Below are 19593 nucleotides of genomic sequence, written 5' to 3'. Positions count from 1 at the left end.
TGGGGCTGAATGGTCCAGGAACATTCTACAGGGCTGGAAGCGGTCAACAGTATGCGGGATTCTTCAAAGATGACAGTGGCAATTATAAATTCTTTTCTGATGGATCATGGTCGCCAGGTAACTACCAGCAAAATATTTGGTATATTGCGAGTCTTTCTCTTTACTCAAATAGCAGGATTAAAGCAAGATTCTACTACGGGCAATATGGGGAGACCTATAGATCCCTTTTATGGGAGGCTCCCGAAAAAATCAGAAACTGGAACTACGCAACCGACCCAAACAACTACTGCGACAAATATGTTCTTGCAGCCTGGGACGGCGGCGGAGATTCCAGTTACCATTTCGACTGGTTTATTGTTAGGAGGCAAGTCGAAAAAGAACCCATAACCATGTTAGGAGCAGAACAGTTATTGCCGCCCAGATTGTCAAGGCCTATCCTTGAGGCACCCGAAAACGGATCCATGTTTAAAGAAAACAATGTACTCCTTAGCTGGGTTCCGGGCGAGAACTCTCTTTGGCAGAGACTTCAAATAGCCAACGATCCTGCTTTTGACTCTCCTTTCATCGATGTGCAACTGGAAAACGCTGAAAATTCATATGTGTTGACAAACCTGGCTGAAGGAAAGTACTACTGGAGAATAATAGCAGCAAATCTATACTATGAGAACTGCTCGGAAACGTGGGAGTTCGCGGTCAAAAAACCGATCTTGAGGGTCCGTGAAATTCAAATTGAGAAGAATTGGATACCTTTCGGATGGTATGACGTGATGATATCGATCGAAGACGAAGGAATGAATCTCGAGAACGTTTATTTTGTTCTTCACGAGAATTCTGTATCCTCTTCTGCTCCCGACAACGTTCGAAATCATTATACTTGGCTTGCTTCAAAAGTTTCAGAAAGTTGGCAATTCAGCAGCCTTCACGATTCTCGATTTATAGACTCAGAAAATTGTTCTGCGATTGAGAATTTGCAGGAAAACAGCTATCTGCTGATTCTGAGGATAAGAGTCTCCAAAATCGCTGCCCCGGGCAACTGGAACCTTCTGATATATTTGAAAGATAACGAGACGGAAAATTCGTTGGAAAACAAGAATGCGATAACTGTCCAAATCTATATCGAAATGTTTCTTAGCACCGAGAAACTCACGTTTGCTGGTGGACAGGGAGAAAATGTAGACGCAATTGAAAGTCCGTTGATCGTCACGGTTACTACCAACCAAAGCTTCAATGTTGGTGTTAGAGCCGTTAGTGACTGGACATCAAATGAACACACAATATCAGTTAGTGCGACAAAGGTCAAAGGTGAGGGAAATTGGATTTCATTGAGCACAACTTATCAAATCATCTGGAGTAGCGTATCATATGGAGAAAACGTACAGAAGAGTATAGAGTGGAGGTTTAACATACCCAGCAACGCAGCCCCCGGCCTGTACATCAATGCATTTAAGATAAATGTTTCACCGATCTGAGGTATCAAACATAAAATCTTTTGATGATCATCTCCCTCTCCTTCATCACCGTGAGCTCGATCAGTTTTTTCTCATCTCCCTTACTTTTCTGAAGTATCTCTTGTGCAGCGGCCGGAGTTATTCCTCTTCCAGCTAGCACGATTGCAGCGTTCTTTCCGTGTCGAGAGATCAATCTTGCAGTTTTCTCCAATTCTTTCCAAAGTTTGGTTTTTCTTCCCTGCATGTGGAGTTCGAAGGCTCTTTTTGCTTCTTCTTCCACATCCTCACACATCCCGATTCTATCGGATCCGCATGTTGGACAGATGGGTTTCTCTTTCAATTCATGAATCTTCATCTCTTTGACGAAGCCGCAGTCCAAGCAGACGAATGTTCTGATCTCAGTTAGAAGTCTAATCCTCGCAGAGGCAAAGGCCAACATTTTCAGTCTGGAGGGTGCCGCTGGTTCAAGAACGAGAGAAGTTCGTTTCCAAATAGTCTCCGAAATCGGCGAGGGTCTCTTTCTTTCACCAATTGACATAATTTTGATTTCTCCGCTACTCAACATTTGAAGGATTTCTCCCGCTCTGCGTACATCAAAATCTCTCGTCGAGGTCTCTCTGAATGCTTCCTCGAATGCCGGAGTGTCTCTGAGCGCTCTGACGAGTTTGTCCAAAACGGAGCTTGTGAGCTCAACTTCTTTCGCTAAAACGCCCATCCTTCTTGCAACCTGGGCAAGCCTCCACCTGAAAAATCTGCTCCCCTCAACGATTTCCCTCAAATCTCTGGTTATGTTCGAGGATTCTTTCATTATTCTTTCCACATCTTCGATTTTGAGGATTTTCGACCTTAAGACTATTCGATAAGGATCAATTGAGAAAGCAACGGTTAGACCCATTTCGCGAGACAATTTATAAGCAAGAAATCTCGCGATCGTTCTGTTGACGAGTGTTCCAGCACAGAGGTTTATAATACACAGGTCTCCGACTTTTTCGATCGTTATCAACTTGTCGGTTGGAACAGGTAGTCCCTCATCAACTTGTCTTTTGACGTTCTCGACCGCGCGTTCGATTGTTCTTTCTGATTCATCCAACTCTTCAGCAATCTGTTTGCAGATGTCTGCGAATTTCTTTCCATTTTGAAGCATTTCTGCAACTTTTCCTCTTATTCTCCCGACCTCTTGGGCGATCTCAATCGGGACAGGTATTTCTTCACCTATCCAAGTTGGAATGGCTCCCAAAGGATCGATTTCCTTCTTCACGTAGATTTTTCCTTGATAAAGCTGGAGGATCTTCCAGATTTCTCCACCCATTACAAATCTAACCTCAGGTTCTCCATACTCGGCAACGAACGGTTCGTCAAGAACCCCAATCGGTTGCCCATTCTCGTCGTTTATGACAACATATTGCTTAAACTCCGGAATCATGGATAGATTTGTGAAATAATAATCAAAAAGTTTGCTTCTCCCCACTCTGATAAATTTCTTCCCGTCTTCCGATAATCTCAGAAATCTTTGTTCGAGATTCTGTGCGAAATCGAGCACTTTTATGATATCCTCTTTTGTGAGCGTGCGGAAGGGATAAGCTCTTCTGAGAATTCGTAGGGCATCCTCCACTTCTGCCTCTCTTCTTTCGATGAGCATCGAGCATAAAGCATGTAAGAGGACGTCTAGTGGTTTTTCTGGAATAGAAACTTCTTCAAGTTCTTGCTTTAAACTCTTCTTAACAATAACACTTGACTCAAGCGCGTCGTCCGGGTCTTGAACAATGACAACTCCTTTCGCTATTTCTCCGATCCTGTGACCGCTTCTTCCAACTCTCTGGACAAGCCTAGTAACCTGTCTTGGTGAATTGTATTGAATGACTAAATCGACGTGTCCGATATCGATTCCAAGCTCCATGGACGACGTACAAATGATTCCCTTCAGCTGTCCCGTCTTCAGCCTTTTCTCCGCTCCGACTCTGGTGGCTGTCGAAAGAGAGCCATGATGCACACTTACTGGAAAATCGATATCCCAAAGATGGAGTCTGCTCCCAAGAATCTCCGCCATTGGTCTTGTGTTTGTGAAAACAAGCGTGGATTTATGGGAAAGTACGAGATCTTTTATGACTCTCACACGCGCCGCAACCTCCGGAAGCGTGTATAACTTCTCAGCAAGTTTCTCATCACTTTTCTTGGCTTCCGGATAAATCACAGAGATTTTCATCTCCCTGGTCATGCTAATGTCAATGATTTCGCATGGTCGTCCTTTCCCGACTAGGAATTTTGCGACTTCTTCTGGACTTCCAATGGTAGCTGAAAGCCCAACGATCTGGAAATCTCCGCCCTTAGCCTCTCTCAGGCGCTCTAAAGTGGTACTCAGTTGGGTTCCCCTTTTGTTATCCGCGAGCTCGTGCACCTCGTCAACTATCACGCATATAAGCGTTTTCAGATATTGCCGGAGCTTTTTCCCAAGCAGGAAAAGCTGGAGGGTCTCGGGTGTTGTCACGACTATGTCGGGCGGAACTATTGCCTGCGCTCTCCTTTCTCTGGCTTCTGTGTCTCCATGTCTCACAGCAACCTTGAAGTCGAGAGATCGGCACCACCACTGCATTCTGTCAAGCATGTCGCGGTTAAGCGCCCTCAAGGGTGTGACGTAGAACAACTTTATTCCCGGGATTCTCTCCGCCGAGAGCAGAAGATTGTGAAAGGCTGGTAAAAAAGCGGCTTCGGTTTTTCCAGTTCCGGTTGGAGCTATCAGGAGAACGTTCTTTCCTTCGAGTATCTTCGGTATCGCTTCCTTTTGGGGGGGAGTCGGTTGTGTGAACCCTCTTTCCTCTAAGAGCTTCTGGATCGGTCTTGCCAGCAAGTTGAACGGATACTCCATTTGCTCCCAACACCAGACTATGCCGCTAAAACTATTTTAGAGAGTGATCGACTTTGAATTTTCGCCGTTTTTGTGCTGCTCGTTCATCTAGCGGCGCCCACATTGTTTGGCCATTTTGACTGCTGCTTCGACTGCTCTCTTTGCATATTCGTTGACCCTCTCAAGTGCTTGCAGTCTTGTCATGCCAGGTCCGGATATCCCCAGCGACACCGGTTTTCCGCTTTGCACGGAGAGATCCATGAGTTTTCTAGTCGTCTGTTGCATTATCACCTCGTCGTGTTCGGTCTCTCCCTCGATAACGGCTCCGAGCGTCACCACAGCGTCAACGTCCTCTCTGTCTAGTAGAATCTTTGTCGCAAGCGGGATCTCGAACACTCCTGGAACTAAGATCTCTGCGGTTATCTGTGCCCCGAGGAACTCTGCATGTCTTCTTGCGAACTCCAACATTGCCGAGACAACTTCGAAGTTGAATTCGCTGGCCACTATTCCGAGTCTCACCATTTCTTTCACCTCCTGAGGGGTCCGACATCCGGGCCTCCTTCCCTTTGCCCGGTGCCAGCCCTCTTTGTTAACTCCTCCGGTTTAAAGAGGAGCATGTAGACGTTTCTCGCATGCTCTCTCGCTCTTCTTTCGGCAAGCTCTGCTAGCTCTTTCTCGTTTTCCGCTTCATCCTCGTGCACGAATACCTCAATTATGTGCTTCCCGGTCAGGAGCTGGGCGATGATTATCCCGAGAGAGGCTTCATGTGCGCACTGCTTGTCTATCGGTTTGGGTCCCGGCATGCCAAAGACCATGACAATATCGCATCCCTCGTCGAGGAGCTTCTTCGCTTCAACCGGTAAATCCTTCACGCCTGGAACGGTTCTCCTCTCAAACTTGACATCGCAGAGCATCTTGAGCTCATCCATCGCCGCTTTTGCCATGTCATATCTGGCAAAAGTCGTGTCCACGATCCCAACCCTTTTCATCCTGCTCTCCTCCATGCGATTTCTACATCTTTTCCAGATATCAGCACCGTTTTTAGAGCTCTAGCTATTTTTCTGGCTTTTTTGAGCCCTGCAGCTCTTTTTGTTTTAGCATCGAGAATCTCGCAAATCGCTACAGCGGGCGTAATCCCAGCAATTTCGGCCAAGGCAACGGAGAGCTCCGTGTGTCCCTTTCTTTCCTCAAGCAGACCGTCTACAGCCTTCAAGATGTGAACATGACCAGGACTTCGGAAATTTTTCCCAAATTCTTCCATCACATTTTTCTCAACAGCCTTTCTCGCTATGCGTCCCAGCTCTCTGATTGTCAATGCCCTGTCCTTATCTGTTATTCCTGTGAATGTTTTCCTGTGGTTTACGGTTATCGAGAATGCTGATTTTTCGTCATATAGGATGTCATTCGGCCATGTTAGCTTCAGAATTCTGAATTTTTTCATTGCTTCTTCGTAAATCTCTGTTAAATACGGAAGCCCAAGATTTTTTGCGATTTTTGGATGAAAGCTCACGCAGATCAGTCCTCCAGCGATCGTTCTCATCATAGCCACATGTTCTGGTTTAACGTACTCGCAGGCAATAATCATATCAACTTCGTTTTCCCTGTTTCCGGAGTCGTGAAGCAGTACAAATTTTCCGTTTTTCAGCGCTTTAATGGCTTCTTCAATCATATCTCTACCTCCACTTCCACCCTGTCCCCATCCCTGAGTTTTAGCGTTTTCCTCAGGTTGTTCGTAGAGATGATCTCAACGACATCTCGATGATGACTTCGAACCGGAAGTACAACTGCAGCCTTCAAACCCTTAATGATAGCTGGATAATATTTTACATCTCCGAATGTTCTGGATTTTGTTTTAAAACCCTTTACAATTTGCGATGGCGTTTCCCGCAGTACTTCGATGATCTCTACAGCTGGGCCTTCAAGCTTTACATTCAGAGTTCCGGGATATGGTTTTCCGCCGAGCAAGCTTTCGATTTGCTTGAGATAGGTTGTGCGGGTCACATAATATTTTCCCTCACCCAGTCCCGATATCACCGTTCCAGAAATCTTCAAAGTCTTTGAACCTCGCAACACCTTTTCAAGCCTCAAGTAAAACGAATGCAGAACACCTCTACCCCTTTCTGTGATGAAAACTTTCAGACCTTTACCATCCGTTTCTCTTTCGATTAGTCCTTCTTGCTCAAGCTCGACAAGTCTGCGGTGAACAGTCTGTTTTGAGCAGCTTAACCTTTCCGCTAGCTCTCCCAGTCTCAGTCTGATCTTCTGTTGATGTGCTCCAAACTCTGCCAGCATCAGCATGAGCTCTATCTTTTCCACCATCCGATTAAAGTCTCCTTTCCGGTTTATAACTATTCTGAAACACGTTTCAAAAATGGAAAGAAGCAAATCTTTAAAAGAATCTTTCAACACTTGAGTTGAGATAATCATGAGATTCCTAACGCTGGATGACGTCGAGGTGAAAGGAAAGGTTGTGATCGTCAGAGTCGACATAAACTCGCCGATAGATCCGCAGACTGGCGATATTTTAGATGACACAAGGATAAGGGAGAGCGCTCCAACCATCCGGGAGCTGGCAGATAGAGGAGCAAAAGTTGTTGTTCTTGCGCACCAGGGTAGACCAGAGGATCCGGACTTTACGACGCTCGAGAAACACGCAAAGAAACTATCTGAAGTTCTTGGAAAGGATGTGAAATACGCTCCAGATCTCGTCGGCCCCACCCTTGTCGAGAAGATAAAGCAATTGAAGCCAGGGGAGATAATGCTCGCAGAGAACGTCAGAATGCTAGCCGAAGAGGTTGCCAAGCTTCCGCCGGAGAAGCTCTCCAAAACCTTCATGGTGAAATATCTAGCGTCCGTCGGAGAGATTTTCGTGAATGACGCTTTTGCGGCGATTCACAGGGCCAGCCCCTCTCTCGTTGGTCTCGCCGAAGTTTTGCCGACATATGCTGGGAGGCTGATGGAGAGGGAGCTCAGGGGACTGGCAAGAGCGGTCACACCGGAGCATCCGTGTCTCTATGTTCTCGGAGGGGCGAAGTTTGATGACTCCGTGAAGATCACCGAGCGCGTTCTAAAGGAGGGTATCGCGGATCTTGTTCTCACCGGCGGCCTTGTCGGTCAAGCTTTTCTCGTGGCAGCCGGCGTGGACCTTGGAGAAAAGAACGAGCAGTTCATCCGTTCGAAGGGTTATGACAAAATCGCTGACAAAGCGAAGAAGATCGTCGCTGAGTACGGAGATAGGGTGTTGGTTCCAATAGACTACGTCGTAAAGATGGAAGATAAACCCAGGGTTTTGGAGTTTGGAGTTACCACCTTCAAAGTCGGGGAGATCGCAGCTCTAGTGAGCGGCGGCAAGAGAGTAAAGCTTCCCGAAGATATGCCGATTTACGACATTGGGCCAAAAACGGTAGAGGCTTACAGAGCGGAGATTATGAAGGCAAAGACTGTCGTGGCGAATGGACCCTTGGGAGCGTTTGAGGAACCAGGCTTCGAGAAAGGAAGCTTTGGAATTCTTAAAGCCATGGCGGAATCTCCCGCTTTCACGGTTATAGGCGGTGGTCACATTGTTGCAGCAGCCCACGCTTGCGGAGCAGCCGACGGTATAAAGCACGTGAGCACGGGCGGGGGCGCAACGATAAGCCTCCTAACTGGCGAACCTCTCCCGGTGGTTGAAGCTCTTACGAAAGCCGCTCAGCGGGTCAAATGAGAAAACCTCAAATCGTCATCGAACATTTGGAACCGAGGCTTAGCGATTGGTTACTAGCGGAATACTCTCATGCGGCGGAGATTTTAGATGGAAATCTGCTAATAACGAACGTCAAGCTGGAGTCAGAGCGGAGAAAACTTTCAAAATTTTGTCGAGCCGTGAAAGAGAGCGTGGCAGAAGTATTCGATTCTCGCAGGCTTTTGGTTTTGGATCCACAGGCTGAGAAATCTCTGAGTGGAAAGGACTTCTCCGGGATGGATGGGGTGGTCATCGGAGGAATTCTCGGTGACGATCCTCCTCTCGGACGGACGAAGAAGCTTTTGACGGATAGATTGCCCGGTTGTAGAAAAAGAAACATAGGTGAATCCCAGTTCTCGATCGACGGTAGCGTTTTTGTTGTCAGGGAGATAATGGGCGGGAGAAAATTGAGAGACATTCCGGTCGTCTGTGAGGTCGAGATACCAATCGAAAAGGGTTGTTCGATAATTCTACCATTCGCCTATCCGCTTGTCGATGGAAAGCCGCTGATTTCTTGGAAACTTCTGGAGTATCTGAAAAAGAGAGGAACAGAGTTTTACTGACGGAGGATTTCTTCGAGATCGACGTTAAGCTCTTTTGCCCAAGTTTCTATTTCTTTCCAGACCTCCTCAGATATCGGGATTCCATCTCTCAGTCTTTTTTCCCTAGTTCTTAGCTCCGGTTCTCCTGGCAGCAAAATCTCTTCAGCCCCCTTGGCTTTTTTCGACGATTTTATTTCTTCGATGAATTCTCCCACCTTTCTTTTGAATTCGTCTTTTGGTACGAAGGTTGTTGGGTCTATAGCTATCATCAGATCACCCTTCGTGCAGAAATCCTCAACCGGTTCGAGGGTTCCCCTTACTTTCTTTCCAGCCTCCGCACCAACAAGTGGACCTGCCAAGATTTCAAGCGCTAACGCCAGCGCATATCCTTTCACGCCCCCGAAGGGACTGAGTGCACCTTTTATCGCCTTTGCTGGATCTGTTGTTGGATTTCCTTCCTCGTCTATTGCCCACCCGAGCGGAATTTCTCTTCCTTCTTTCAACGCTTGGACGATTTTGCCTCTTGCAGCGTTGCTCATCGCCATGTCTACGATTATGGGAATGGGCTCTGCTGGGATGCCTATGGCCAAAGCGTTTGTTCCGAGGATTGGCTCGACTCCTCCCCATGGATGGACGAGGGCATCTGTCGTCGTTGTCACAATCCCGATCATCTCCTCTTTGACGGCCATTTCCGCATAGTAGCCGGCTATTCCGAAATGGTTTGAGTTCATGACTCCTACTGCGCCGATTCCGAATTTCTTGGCTTTCTCGATGGCGATCTCCATGGCTTTTTTTGCAATGTAATGGCCGAGCCCATGGCCACCATCAACCAAAGCGGTTGCTCCTTTCTCTCTCGCGATTTTCACATTGGCTCTTCCGATTATCGTTCCTCTCTTTATCGCCCTGAGAATATATGGCAGGCGCATGATCCCGTGCGAGGAAAAACCGCGAAGATCTCCTTCTGTTAGAACGTCCGCTGTGACTTCTGCTTGTTCGGGATCGACATCGAGCTTTGAGAGCAAAGCGTATATCAGACGCTTCTCCTGCTCGTGCGTTACTATCATCGCAAATCACTTCATTTTTGTTTGGTTTAAAACGTATTATCTGGGTGTTTCCAGAGTGAGATAGCGCAGAGCAAATTTTAATGGCCCTTCTAAGAGAGTACCCATATCTCGGTTTCCTTAGGCAGTTTCTCTTTAGTGATTTCAAACTCGTCAGTTTCTAATCTGCGGATATTTTTCTTTTCTCTCAAAAATTCTTCAACTCCAGCTATTTTCACCCTCAGGCCCTTCACTGCATAGTGCATCGGGACGGCGATTTTTGGTTTTATTTTTTCAATCGTTTTCGTTGCACCGGTTGCGTCGATTGTGTATGTCCCACCGACCGGAACGAATAGAACATCGACTTCTCCAATATCTTTCACTTGTGCGTCGGTCGGGACGTGGCCAAGATCTCCGAGGTGACAAAATCTCAGACCTTCGATTTCCACGACGTATATGATATTTTTTCCTCTGAGCTTTCCGAAATTCTCATCGTGATAGGAAGAGATTCCCTTTATCTTTGCTTTTGCTACTGAGAATTCTCCAGATTGTTCAGCTATAATAGTAGATTGTGCTTTCTTAACAAGATCTGCCCCGTCGGCGTGGTCATAGTGAAGATGGGAAATGAGGATTATGTCAGCTTTGGTTTCTGGTGGCTTGAGCCCAACACCTTTACCATCATGGGGATCGAAAACGATTGTGGTTTCGTTTTTGAGCTCGAAGCAGGCGTGACCCCACCACTTGACTTTCATCGTCACAAAATCTACGATAGAACTAATATTAGTAATTGTCCGCCGGGGTTATCGGAAGGTCGCGGTTAAGCAAGAGGGAAAACAGCAAACTTTCCGCAACTTTTAGATCATTTCGTTATCTAATGTAGTTGGGGATATGCTTGAAATTGGAACTAAAACCAGAACTAGCCGTTAGTTACAAAAGCTTCTCTCAGCGGGCGCGAATCTTAACAGAAGCTTGGATTCAAGAGAATATGTATTGTCCAGCATGTCCGTCAGATCATCTATCTCCTACACGTAGGGGAGAGCGAGTCGTTGACTTTGTTTGTCCAAATTGTAGCGAGCAATATCAACTAAAAAGCCAATCTCATCCATTTGGGAATCGTATTGTGAATTCCGCCTATGCGCCAAAGATAGAAGCTATCCGGGCTGGAACCATCCCGAATTTTCTCTTCCTTCGATATGATCCGAGGAAGTTTATAGTGTTAGATCTTTTTCTAGTGCCAAAACATTTCATCACGGAATCGATAATAGAAAAACGGAAACCTCTCGGAGAAAGTGCTAGAAGGCGTGGCTGGGTAGGTTCAAACATTCTTTTAGGAAACCTCCCCCCAGACGCCAGAATTCCGATCATAGAAAATGGTCGAGAAATACCAGCGGCTGTTGTGAGGGATTCATGGAACCGATTTATATTCATGCGTGAGCAATCACTCCGCTCTCGCGGTTGGTTAGCGGATGTACTTGCCTGCATTAGGGAGCTGGGTCAGGAACAGTTCACGCTCAGAGATGTGTACGCATTTGAGAATAGGTTGGCACAGCTCCATCCGAAAAACAAGCACATCCGTCCGAAAATCCGCCAACAGTTGCAGATATTAAGAGATCACGGGATCATCGAGTTTTTGGGGAAAGGCCTTTATCGGATCAGGAAGTCTTAAATAGGCCGTTTTTGATCAGATCGGATCATGAGTGAAGCGGAATTGACTTGTCCGCAGTGTTGCTACAATTCTCTAGAAAAAATCGGAAGGAACAGATGGAGATGTGGAAATTGTGGAACGTCTTTTGATTTTAATAAACTGCGAAAATCGCTTTGCGATTTAGTTGCTCACGAGTTTACAGAGGATTTTATCCATGAACTGCTCGGTAACCCCGATCTCAAAAGATATCCAAAGTTAGGTGAGCGCGGCTGGAAATGGACAGGAAGGTATGGAATTTTGTATACTCTTCACACTGGAAATACGTGGCATCTTATAGTGAGAGCTAAAATTCGAACGGGCAAGTCCAAATGAAAGTGTCAGCCAAATCTTTTACTGAACTTTGGTATCTTCCGTCAATTCGAACGGAAGATCCTTTCAATCCCCATTTTCAGGGGCATTTCACTGCAACTTCTCTCCTCGTTCACATAAAAATCAGATTTTTCGAGCTTTCAATCCCCATTTTCAGGGGCATTTCACTGCAACAAGTTGTGCGAAGATTTTCAATAAGAAGATTTTCTGCTTTCAATCCCCATTTTCAGGGGCATTTCACTGCAACAAAAGCCGAGCTGCAGGAGATGCGGCTCGTGACTGACTTTCAATCCCCATTTTCAGGGGCATTTCACTGCAACAGGAGCTCACCGACGAGGATCTGCACAAAGCAATGCTTTCAATCCCCATTTTCAGGGGCATTTCACTGCAACATAAAAATGGAGCGAGGGGATGAGGCACTTGTATTCCTTTCAATCCCCATTTTCAGGGGCATTTCACTGCAACGCAGCAATAATTGCTGCTAGCCAAAAGGCGCAAGTACTTTCAATCCCCATTTTCAGGGGCATTTCACTGCAACATTGTACACTTTTGCATGATCCGGCAGAGCTAGAACCTTTCAATCCCCATTTTCAGGGGCATTTCACTGCAACAGTTTTAGCGTTCAAGCCAGAAGGTTATGAATACAGCTTTCAATCCCCATTTTCAGGGGCATTTCACTGCAACAGTGGTTCCAGACAAACCCGGCGGACAGGTCATTCTCTTTCAATCCCCATTTTCAGGGGCATTTCACTGCAACCTCTTCTCGGTGTTAAACGTGTTTTAGGAAAAGCGGGCTTTCAATCCCCATTTTCAGGGGCATTTCACTGCAACCTACCTGACACAAGAACAAGCGAACACACTGTACAACTTTCAATCCCCATTTTCAGGGGCATTTCACTGCAACGATATGATTTCTCGAATGGTTTTATCCGCCTGTTGCTTTCAATCCCCATTTTCAGGGGCATTTCACTGCAACATCCTCCGCTCTGTCACGAACGCTGATCCTGCTCCTTTCAATCCCCATTTTCAGGGGCATTTCACTGCAACATTAAAGAACGGGGAGGGCTGTGCATTCGATATTCACTTTCAATCCCCATTTTCAGGGGCATTTCACTGCAACAGTGATTCCCGATGAAAGAGACAGAAGGGCATTTTTCTTTCAATCCCCATTTTCAGGGGCATTTCACTGCAACGGAACTAGGAAAAAGAGAGATGATTGCTATTGCGATCTTTCAATCCCCATTTTCAGGGGCATTTCACTGCAACACGAACGAGACCTTCACGATATATTGACCAAATGGGAGCTTTCAATCCCCATTTTCAGGGGCATTTCACTGCAACATGGATTGGTGCTACTGGACGAGGCATATATGTGGTTCTTTCAATCCCCATTTTCAGGGGCATTTCACTGCAACTTCTTTCGTTTCAGGCTTTCAGTGAGGAGATGGGAATCTTTCAATCCCCATTTTCAGGGGCATTTCACTGCAACACCGAAACTGTATATGCCATCGGTGAGAGAGAAAACTTCTTTCAATCCCCATTTTCAGGGGCATTTCACTGCAACGAAAGAAAGGAATGGAGGATGCCACAAGATTTACCGGCTTTCAATCCCCATTTTCAGGGGCATTTCACTGCAACCCTGACCTTGAGTGTTTCACCTTTACTGAGTGAATAACTTTCAATCCCCATTTTCAGGGGCATTTCACTGCAACACGGAATCCAGTACATCGTAGAGCCGGAGGTGATGCTTTCAATCCCCATTTTCAGGGGCATTTCACTGCAACCACTATTGTGTAGGGTTAGCATTGGCTGAAAAAGACTTTCAATCCCCATTTTCAGGGGCATTTCACTGCAACGTCAGACAGTGTTCAGGTGGTTCCAGATGAATACTACTTTCAATCCCCATTTTCAGGGGCATTTCACTGCAACACTCCCCATAAACCGGACTTGTTAGAGCGATATGAGACTTTCAATCCCCATTTTCAGGGGCATTTCACTGCAACATACAGAAGGAGAATTGGAAATTTTTGGTTACTTTCTTTCAATCCCCATTTTCAGGGGCATTTCACTGCAACTTGCATTTGTGGATATTTATGATGCATTTCCTTACAGCTTTCAATCCCCATTTTCAGGGGCATTTCACTGCAACCAGGAGGAGGTGAAAAAGAATGAAGTTTGAAAAAGTCTTTCAATCCCCATTTTCAGGGGCATTTCACTGCAACATTGAAGAATATGCTTTTCCATCTTTGGCACATTCATCTTTCAATCCCCATTTTCAGGGGCATTTCACTGCAACACCTTATGCATCATCATCCACTATAATATCTGTATAGCTTTCAATCCCCATTTTCAGGGGCATTTCACTGCAACGATTAAGAGACACTTATTTTATGATTTCGGGTTATTCTTTCAATCCCCATTTTCAGGGGCATTTCACTGCAACATAGAATAAATCTTCACTCAAAGGGTATATTAACTTACTTTCAATCCCCATTTTCAGGGGCATTTCACTGCAACTACAAGCTGATGAAGGGGTCGAGTAAATGGTAAAAACTTTCAATCCCCATTTTCAGGGGCATTTCACTGCAACATCTGTAAAGGAGATAATTCTCTATACGGTAATTTACTTTCAATCCCCATTTTCAGGGGCATTTCACTGCAACTTGGATTTCCAGAGGGGCTCAAGAGACACTTCTTAACTTTCAATCCCCATTTTCAGGGGCATTTCACTGCAACCAGAGATAAACGTCGGCGGCACGTGGGTTGAAGTGACTTTCAATCCCCATTTTCAGGGGCATTTCACTGCAACTTTCCACCAGCATGAAGCCAAAATTATCTACGGATCTTTCAATCCCCATTTTCAGGGGCATTTCACTGCAACCCGCTCTTCTTTTCATCTTTGGCCGGCTTTCCTTAAAAATCTATGTGAAGACTTTGTGAACTTCGATTTTTGCATAGGGGATTTATAAAGAAGTTCACAACGTTTCGCCTTTTACCGAAAACTTGGTGCGGGGGAGGGGATTTGAACCCCCGAACCCCTTCGGGACGGGACCCTAAATCCCGCGCCTTTGACCTGGCTCGGCCACCCCCGCCAAGAAAAATCTTGTAGAGAAGGCGTATTTACCTTATCGTCTGATTTATCCTCACGAACATTGAAAACGCGATTACCAGAGCTTCTTCGGAAGCTTTTTCCCTATCATCGCCCTCTGCGCCATCCTTTCGTATCTCGCCCTCTTTTTTCCTTCCTTATAACACTGCTTACAATAATATCTTCCCGAAATCTTCTTCGCACATTCCCTATGCATCACCGCTTTACAAATCGAACACTCGACTTTCTCCCCGGTGATCTCTTTTCCACAGATTGCGCAGTCCACCATACTTAAACCCCTCTCAGTATTTTCCAACCTCCTTAGTTACTTCCGACATCGTCGCGTATTCAGATCCTCCAACTTGGTAAATTCCGCGAAAGATTTTGAGATCGAACTTTCCATTCCTGAAGAACCTCTCATCCGCATAGGCCGCCAAGACCTCTCCAATGAAAAGGGTATGGTCTCCTGTCCTCAGGCTCTCCGTCAATCTACACTCGAGATGGGCAACACATTCCTTGACAATCGGCGATTTTACGAGTCTTGCCTTTTCAGCCGTAAGCCCAAGACTGGCAAATTTCTCCACGTTTTTCCCAGACACGCTTCCGAACAAGTGGACTTTCTCCAAGATATCCATTGTCGGAATGTTTACGGTGAAATCGCCAGTCTGCTCGATAAGCGAGTGTGAATAGCGCTTCGGAGAGACCGAGATCCCAACGAGCGGTGGAGACATAGACAGTGGCATAAACCAAGCAATCGTCAAGGCATTGGGTTTCCCGTCTGGCGAGCAGCAACCTACTAGGACTATCTGTCTTGGATAGAGAAGCCGGTAAGATCTCTCGGGTGCAACGTCCAACTTCATCTTTACAATTTCCTCCCGATAGGATTTAAGCCAAATGCTAGCAAATTTTAAGTCATCCAAAGAGGAGTACTACCTAATGAAGCAGAAATTTTTTACCATTTGGGCAGCAGCTCTATTTCTTATGATCACGTTCTTTACTCTCCCAGTCGGTTCGTTCTCAATTCCTCTTGAAGTCACGCACACACTTCAGTACACTGTTAGAGTGTACTGGCAGGGGCGATTTTATCCAGATAGCACAAGAATACGCCTCGAGATCTCTGATATCCCAATCCCAACAGAATACCAGACCGTAACGGCAAATCTTCAGGATGGAAGGCTAGAAAACGTAAACGGCAAGCCCGTCTGGGTGATCGAGAAATACATGCGAGAAGTGCCATACACAGTTATCACGTTCACAGGAACCTTTGTGGTATCCGTTGACTTGCGCAATGTTCCGGAAGTTCCGCATATCCCGGTTGAACCAATCGTTGGCATGCAGGAGTACCTCCAGCCCGATGACAGGGTAACTCTATCCCCACAAGTCGTTTCGCTAGCGAGAGAAATCGTCACCGGAACGGAGAACGATCTTCCATCGATTATCACGAGTTTTGTCGAATGGATTCAGAGAAATATAACCTATAGCCCCCAACTCGGCGGTGATGTCAAGTTGAAGGATTATGAGATCATCCAAATGAAAGCAGGCGTATGTGACGAATTTGCAACGTTATTTATCGCCTTCTGTAGATCGGTTGGAATTCCAGCCCGCTATGTTCAGGGATATTCTGTGGAAAATGAGAATCTCAACCGTAAGTTAGAGACCGGACACGCGTGGGCGGAGGTATGGATTCCAGAGAGAGGATGGCTTCCAGTAGATCCAACCTGGGTAGATCTCGGCAGTGCAAAAAAGTTTGTGACGGGTGGGGAGGGAGTTCACTATAGATATTGGGGAGCGCCCCCCGGCTCCGGGATAACCAAAGTCGAATATGCCGTGACTCCAATCGGTTGGCAATTTTTGTATGAGCTGGAGAATTCTGTCATTCTGTCAGGAGAGCAAACGGAGAACGGATGGAGGGTCTCAATTGCAAACGTCTCGAGCGTTCCACTTTTAGACAATCTAATCGTGAAGAGATATGTAGAAGAATATGAAAGGTATGAGGATGTTCAGGGTTGGCCGAAGCTCATTTTCCTCAACCCCGGGGAAAATCTTTCTTTCGAGGTTGGTCAGTTTGATTACGGTTGGGCATACAGCAGGTTGGGCGGGTCGATCAACCTTTGGAAACCCCAAGAAATCCCTTTTCTCCCGACTGAGCAAATGTTTTGGATAGCGCTAGCGGTTTTGATCGTTTTGCTGAGCGTGACGGTTGCGACGGTTGTCAGACGAAGATGATAGAATCTCGCTGAGAGGCAGATCCTTATCTGTGATAAATGTGGATATGCTTGTGCTGATTTTTACTCTCCAATTTTTCAGTGATATTTCGTGAACTTTTACACGTTCTCAACGTTTCGCCTTTTACCGAAACTATGTTTTTTTGATGGAAGGTCGTGGAGGCCGAAGACCTGGAAAAAATGAAAAATCGAATCATATCGATCTGGTGCCCCGGGCGGGATTTGAACCCGCGTCGCAGCCTCGAAAGGGCTGTATGATTGTCCGGGCTACACCACCGGGGCTAATAAATATCACGAGCGCAAACCTAATAAAATTCTTCGAAACCAATTTAGGCTTTGAAAAACTAGTAGGAGGGAGAAATTTGCACATAAGAATTCTGCGCAAGGTTGCCTGTCCAATCTCCGAGAACCCGGTCGACATGGAAGACTGCATGAAGTGCGAGTTTCACAAAGGAATGGAAGGATTCCACGTTCTCGATCCGGATGTGAAGTGCGCCATCTCGGACGAGAAGGTCCGGGTGGAGCTCTGGGTCTTCTGTCCAATGGCCCAGAAGATGCTCGAGTTCAGGAAATGCTTAATTTGTTACAACATGAGAGGATTTTATGGGTTCCACGACGGAAACCCGATAGTAGACTGCGCATATGGGTGAAAAGAATGAGTCCTTTGAACGCCTCAACTTTCTGGCTTGGATATAACATCGGTTATCTCTGTTTCATGCCGGCCTCTGTCGATACAAAAAAACTGAGTGAGGAACTGTTTTACTTGCTGGAGAACATGAGGCGTCTGGGCCTAGAATTCTCGGACGTCTTCCAAGAAGCCACAGCTCTTGCATCCGAACTAAGCGGAATTTCAGGTGTGCCCACCTTCGAAATAGCTTCAAAGATCTCCTCCCAGGCTTTCACCTGGAGGTCCAAACTCGCAAACATGGTTGACAACAAAGGAGCCTTTTGGCTAGGTTACAACATAATCTATCTCTCATCACAAGCAAGAAGAACGGCTGCCGGAACCCTTGCAAGGGAGCTTTACTTTTTGACGGAAAATCTAAAATCCTCCGGACTTTCCTCAGAATCTCTTCTTGAGGATGTGGGAAGAGTCCAGAGAAGGATCCAGCAAGTTGACAGCAGATCTCTCCTTGATGAAGAGACAGCCAAAATACTCGAGGAAGCCTGTCAGAGATGGAAGGCGGAAATTCTGAGACGCCTACAAGTCCGAGCGGGTGTTTAAGCAAAGCAAAATTCCAAAGAAATGATTTTATACAAAATCGTCAATATTTTTGGGTATCCGGAGGTTTAGAGTTTGGAAATATTCACACTCCTGTTCATCCTAGCCGCAGGATGGGTAGGCAGGCTCGTTTTTGAAAGGTTAAGATTACCACCGCTGGTTGGAGAAATTCTGGTAGGACTAATCATCGGGCCCCCGGTTCTCGGACTAGTGGGTGGAGTGATAAAAGGTGTAGAGGTCACAGGACTGATCGGCAAACCGATCTTTGAGTGGACTCCGGCAATGGATCTCTTGGCCACTCTCGGAATTTTTTTCCTTATGTTTCATGCCGGTCTGACGACGGATCCAAAACAGCTTGCGGGAAAAATGAAACATTTTGTGATAATGGGAACATCCGGAACGATTTTTCCTCTGATATTCGGATTCTTGGCCACATGGTGGATAACCGGAGAGATGTGGGCAGCGATCCTTGTCGGGGTTGCGATTTCCGGAACCTCGATGGCAGTTAAAGTCAGATGGCTCGACGATCTCAACCTTCTCAGAACTAAGATAGGCTATGCAATGATGGGAAGCTCGATCGTTGACAACATTCTTTCTTTCATGGTTCTCTCAGTTGTGATTAAAGCAGTGACAGCCGGAGGGGTTGGAGTGCTAGATATCGTGAAGGTTGTTTTGACCGTGGCTGCTTTCTTTGCCGCCGTTCTTCTCCTTGGCTGGTGGTTATACCCGAAAATTGGAAAATTTATGTGCGAACCTGGAGAGAAAAGCTTTGTATTTGCGCTCATCCTCGGTCTTCTGATCGCCGGCATCGCGCATGAAATCGGAATTCATCTTATAGTTGGAGCCTATCTTGCAGGACTCCTCTTAAGAGAGGAGATTTTGGGAAAGGCAGCGGAAAATCTCTACACACGCTTTCACACGCTCAGTCATGGATTCTTTGCGCCGATTTTCATCGTCAGCGTTGCGTTTCATGTAAACCTCAATGTTTTTGTTGAATATCCAATCCTCCTAGTTGCAATTGCTCTGGCTGCTTTCGCCGGGAAGATGATCGGAATCTATGGGGCGTCACGCCTGCTCGGATTTGAAAAAAAGGAAGCGTTGGCAATGGGATGGGGAATGAACAGCAGGGGAGTTGTTGATATGATCTTTGCGATAGTAGGATTAGAAATCGGTATTCTCACAGATGTTCATATATCAATTTTTGTCGTAGTCGCGATACTAACAACGCTAATCGCGCCAATCGGCGTGGCGCATGTTCTTAAGATTAAAAGCGCAACGAGTCGGAAACAATCGCCCAGATAGCAAGTCACCAAAAAAGATTCTCGTCAAGATTTTAATGCGATGACGTGGTGGGGCCGCCGGGATTTGAACCCAGGTCGCCAGCACCCCAAGCTGGTAGGCTAGACCAGGCTACCCCACGGCCCCCATAAAATAAACAAGGCTCGACCTTA

Annotated in this window: 18 protein-coding genes, 3 tRNA genes and 1 CRISPR repeat array; of the genes, 9 read left to right on the top strand and 12 right to left on the bottom strand. The window is 46.3% G+C overall.

Going from position 1 to position 19593, the window contains the following annotated elements; translation table 11 throughout:
* Positions 1-1469: hypothetical protein (locus QXF64_05010; protein ID MEM1689837.1), on the top strand; the 1469-nt coding region annotated here is incomplete at its 5' end.
* 4 nt (positions 1470-1473) lie between these two features.
* Here the strand turns inward: QXF64_05010 and QXF64_05005 are convergent.
* The 5 genes from QXF64_05005 to QXF64_04985 form a co-directional block, all read right to left on the bottom strand.
* Complete coding sequence (locus QXF64_05005) at positions 1474-4311, bottom strand: DEAD/DEAH box helicase (protein ID MEM1689836.1); 2838 nt, start codon at positions 4309-4311, stop codon at positions 1474-1476.
* Between the two features lie 87 nt (positions 4312-4398).
* A complete protein-coding gene (ribH, locus tag QXF64_05000) occupies positions 4399-4812 on the bottom strand; it encodes a 6,7-dimethyl-8-ribityllumazine synthase (protein MEM1689835.1) in 414 nt (137 codons plus the stop codon).
* Positions 4813-4817: 5 nt separating this feature from the next.
* On the bottom strand, positions 4818-5279 hold the full coding sequence (gene ribC / locus QXF64_04995) for a riboflavin synthase (GenBank protein MEM1689834.1): 462 nt from the start codon (positions 5277-5279) through the stop codon (positions 4818-4820).
* The gene (ribB, locus tag QXF64_04990; GenBank protein ID MEM1689833.1) at positions 5276-5959 is read right to left on the bottom strand and encodes a 3,4-dihydroxy-2-butanone-4-phosphate synthase; all 684 of its coding nucleotides are present in this window, start codon (positions 5957-5959) and stop codon (positions 5276-5278) included. Before ribB ends, ribC begins: the two co-directional genes overlap by 4 nt.
* Entirely contained in the window at positions 5956-6609 is a 654-nt protein-coding gene (locus tag QXF64_04985) for a DUF120 domain-containing protein (protein ID MEM1689832.1), read from the bottom strand. Before QXF64_04985 ends, ribB begins: the two co-directional genes overlap by 4 nt.
* Before the next feature lie 106 nt (positions 6610-6715).
* Here QXF64_04985 and QXF64_04980 point away from each other — a divergent pair, with 106 nt between their 5' ends.
* Positions 6716-7993 (top strand): phosphoglycerate kinase, encoded by a 1278-nt coding sequence (locus QXF64_04980; GenBank protein ID MEM1689831.1) that lies wholly within the window; start codon positions 6716-6718, stop codon positions 7991-7993.
* Positions 7990-8574: an SAM-dependent methyltransferase gene (locus QXF64_04975; protein MEM1689830.1), complete on the top strand. Its 585-nt coding sequence runs from the start codon at positions 7990-7992 to the stop codon at positions 8572-8574. The genes QXF64_04980 and QXF64_04975 overlap by 4 nt, the downstream gene beginning before the upstream one ends.
* On the opposite strand, the gene QXF64_04970 is transcribed toward QXF64_04975, so the two are convergent.
* Together QXF64_04970 and QXF64_04965 are read right to left on the bottom strand one after the other, a co-directional pair.
* A complete protein-coding gene (locus QXF64_04970; protein MEM1689829.1) occupies positions 8568-9617 on the bottom strand; it encodes an Ldh family oxidoreductase in 1050 nt (349 codons plus the stop codon). The genes QXF64_04975 and QXF64_04970 overlap by 7 nt on opposite strands.
* A gap of 89 nt (positions 9618-9706) precedes the next feature.
* Positions 9707-10345 (bottom strand): MBL fold metallo-hydrolase, encoded by a 639-nt coding sequence (locus tag QXF64_04965; protein ID MEM1689828.1) that lies wholly within the window; start codon positions 10343-10345, stop codon positions 9707-9709.
* A gap of 140 nt (positions 10346-10485) precedes the next feature.
* Between QXF64_04965 and QXF64_04960 the strand changes: the two genes are divergently transcribed.
* Positions 10486-11259 (top strand): DpnI domain-containing protein, encoded by a 774-nt coding sequence (locus QXF64_04960; GenBank protein MEM1689827.1) that lies wholly within the window; start codon positions 10486-10488, stop codon positions 11257-11259.
* 27 nt (positions 11260-11286) lie between these two features.
* Positions 11287-11610, top strand: a complete 324-nt coding sequence (locus QXF64_04955; protein MEM1689826.1) for a hypothetical protein — start codon at positions 11287-11289, stop codon at positions 11608-11610.
* A 60-nt stretch (positions 11611-11670) separates the two neighbouring features.
* Positions 11671-14488: direct repeats of the CRISPR family, unit length 37 nt; unit sequence CTTTCAATCCCCATTTTCAGGGGCATTTCACTGCAAC.
* A gap of 123 nt (positions 14489-14611) precedes the next feature.
* Here QXF64_04955 and QXF64_04950 read toward each other — a convergent pair.
* The 3 genes from QXF64_04950 to QXF64_04940 form a co-directional block, all read right to left on the bottom strand.
* Positions 14612-14699, bottom strand: a tRNA-Leu gene (locus tag QXF64_04950).
* Positions 14700-14771: 72 nt separating this feature from the next.
* On the bottom strand, positions 14772-14984 hold the full coding sequence (locus QXF64_04945; protein MEM1689825.1) for a hypothetical protein: 213 nt from the start codon (positions 14982-14984) through the stop codon (positions 14772-14774).
* Between the two features lie 13 nt (positions 14985-14997).
* Positions 14998-15555, bottom strand: coding sequence for a flavin reductase family protein (locus QXF64_04940; GenBank protein MEM1689824.1), 558 nt, complete (start codon positions 15553-15555; stop codon positions 14998-15000).
* Positions 15556-15676: 121 nt separating this feature from the next.
* Here QXF64_04940 and QXF64_04935 point away from each other — a divergent pair, with 121 nt between their 5' ends.
* A complete protein-coding gene (locus QXF64_04935; protein ID MEM1689823.1) occupies positions 15677-16921 on the top strand; it encodes a transglutaminase domain-containing protein in 1245 nt (414 codons plus the stop codon).
* 203 nt (positions 16922-17124) lie between these two features.
* Here the strand turns inward: QXF64_04935 and QXF64_04930 are convergent.
* Positions 17125-17202, bottom strand: a tRNA-Glu gene (locus QXF64_04930).
* A gap of 80 nt (positions 17203-17282) precedes the next feature.
* Here QXF64_04930 and QXF64_04925 point away from each other — a divergent pair.
* From QXF64_04925 to QXF64_04915, 3 genes are all read left to right on the top strand, one after another.
* Positions 17283-17570, top strand: a complete 288-nt coding sequence (locus tag QXF64_04925; GenBank protein ID MEM1689822.1) for a hypothetical protein — start codon at positions 17283-17285, stop codon at positions 17568-17570.
* Positions 17571-17575: 5 nt separating this feature from the next.
* A complete protein-coding gene (locus QXF64_04920) occupies positions 17576-18145 on the top strand; it encodes a hypothetical protein (protein ID MEM1689821.1) in 570 nt (189 codons plus the stop codon).
* Between the two features lie 72 nt (positions 18146-18217).
* Positions 18218-19444, top strand: coding sequence for a cation:proton antiporter (locus QXF64_04915; GenBank protein ID MEM1689820.1), 1227 nt, complete (start codon positions 18218-18220; stop codon positions 19442-19444).
* A gap of 45 nt (positions 19445-19489) precedes the next feature.
* On the opposite strand, the gene QXF64_04910 is transcribed toward QXF64_04915, so the two are convergent.
* Positions 19490-19567: transfer RNA gene (locus QXF64_04910), tRNA-Pro, on the bottom strand.
* Positions 19568-19593 lie beyond the last annotated feature (26 nt).

This window comes from Candidatus Hadarchaeales archaeon (assembly GCA_038823825.1).
Lineage (GTDB): Archaea > Hadarchaeota > Hadarchaeia > Hadarchaeales > Hadarchaeaceae > JAVZGN01.
The sequence above is the reverse complement of the archived record's forward strand: the minus strand, read 5'-3'. Positions and strand labels throughout refer to the sequence as shown.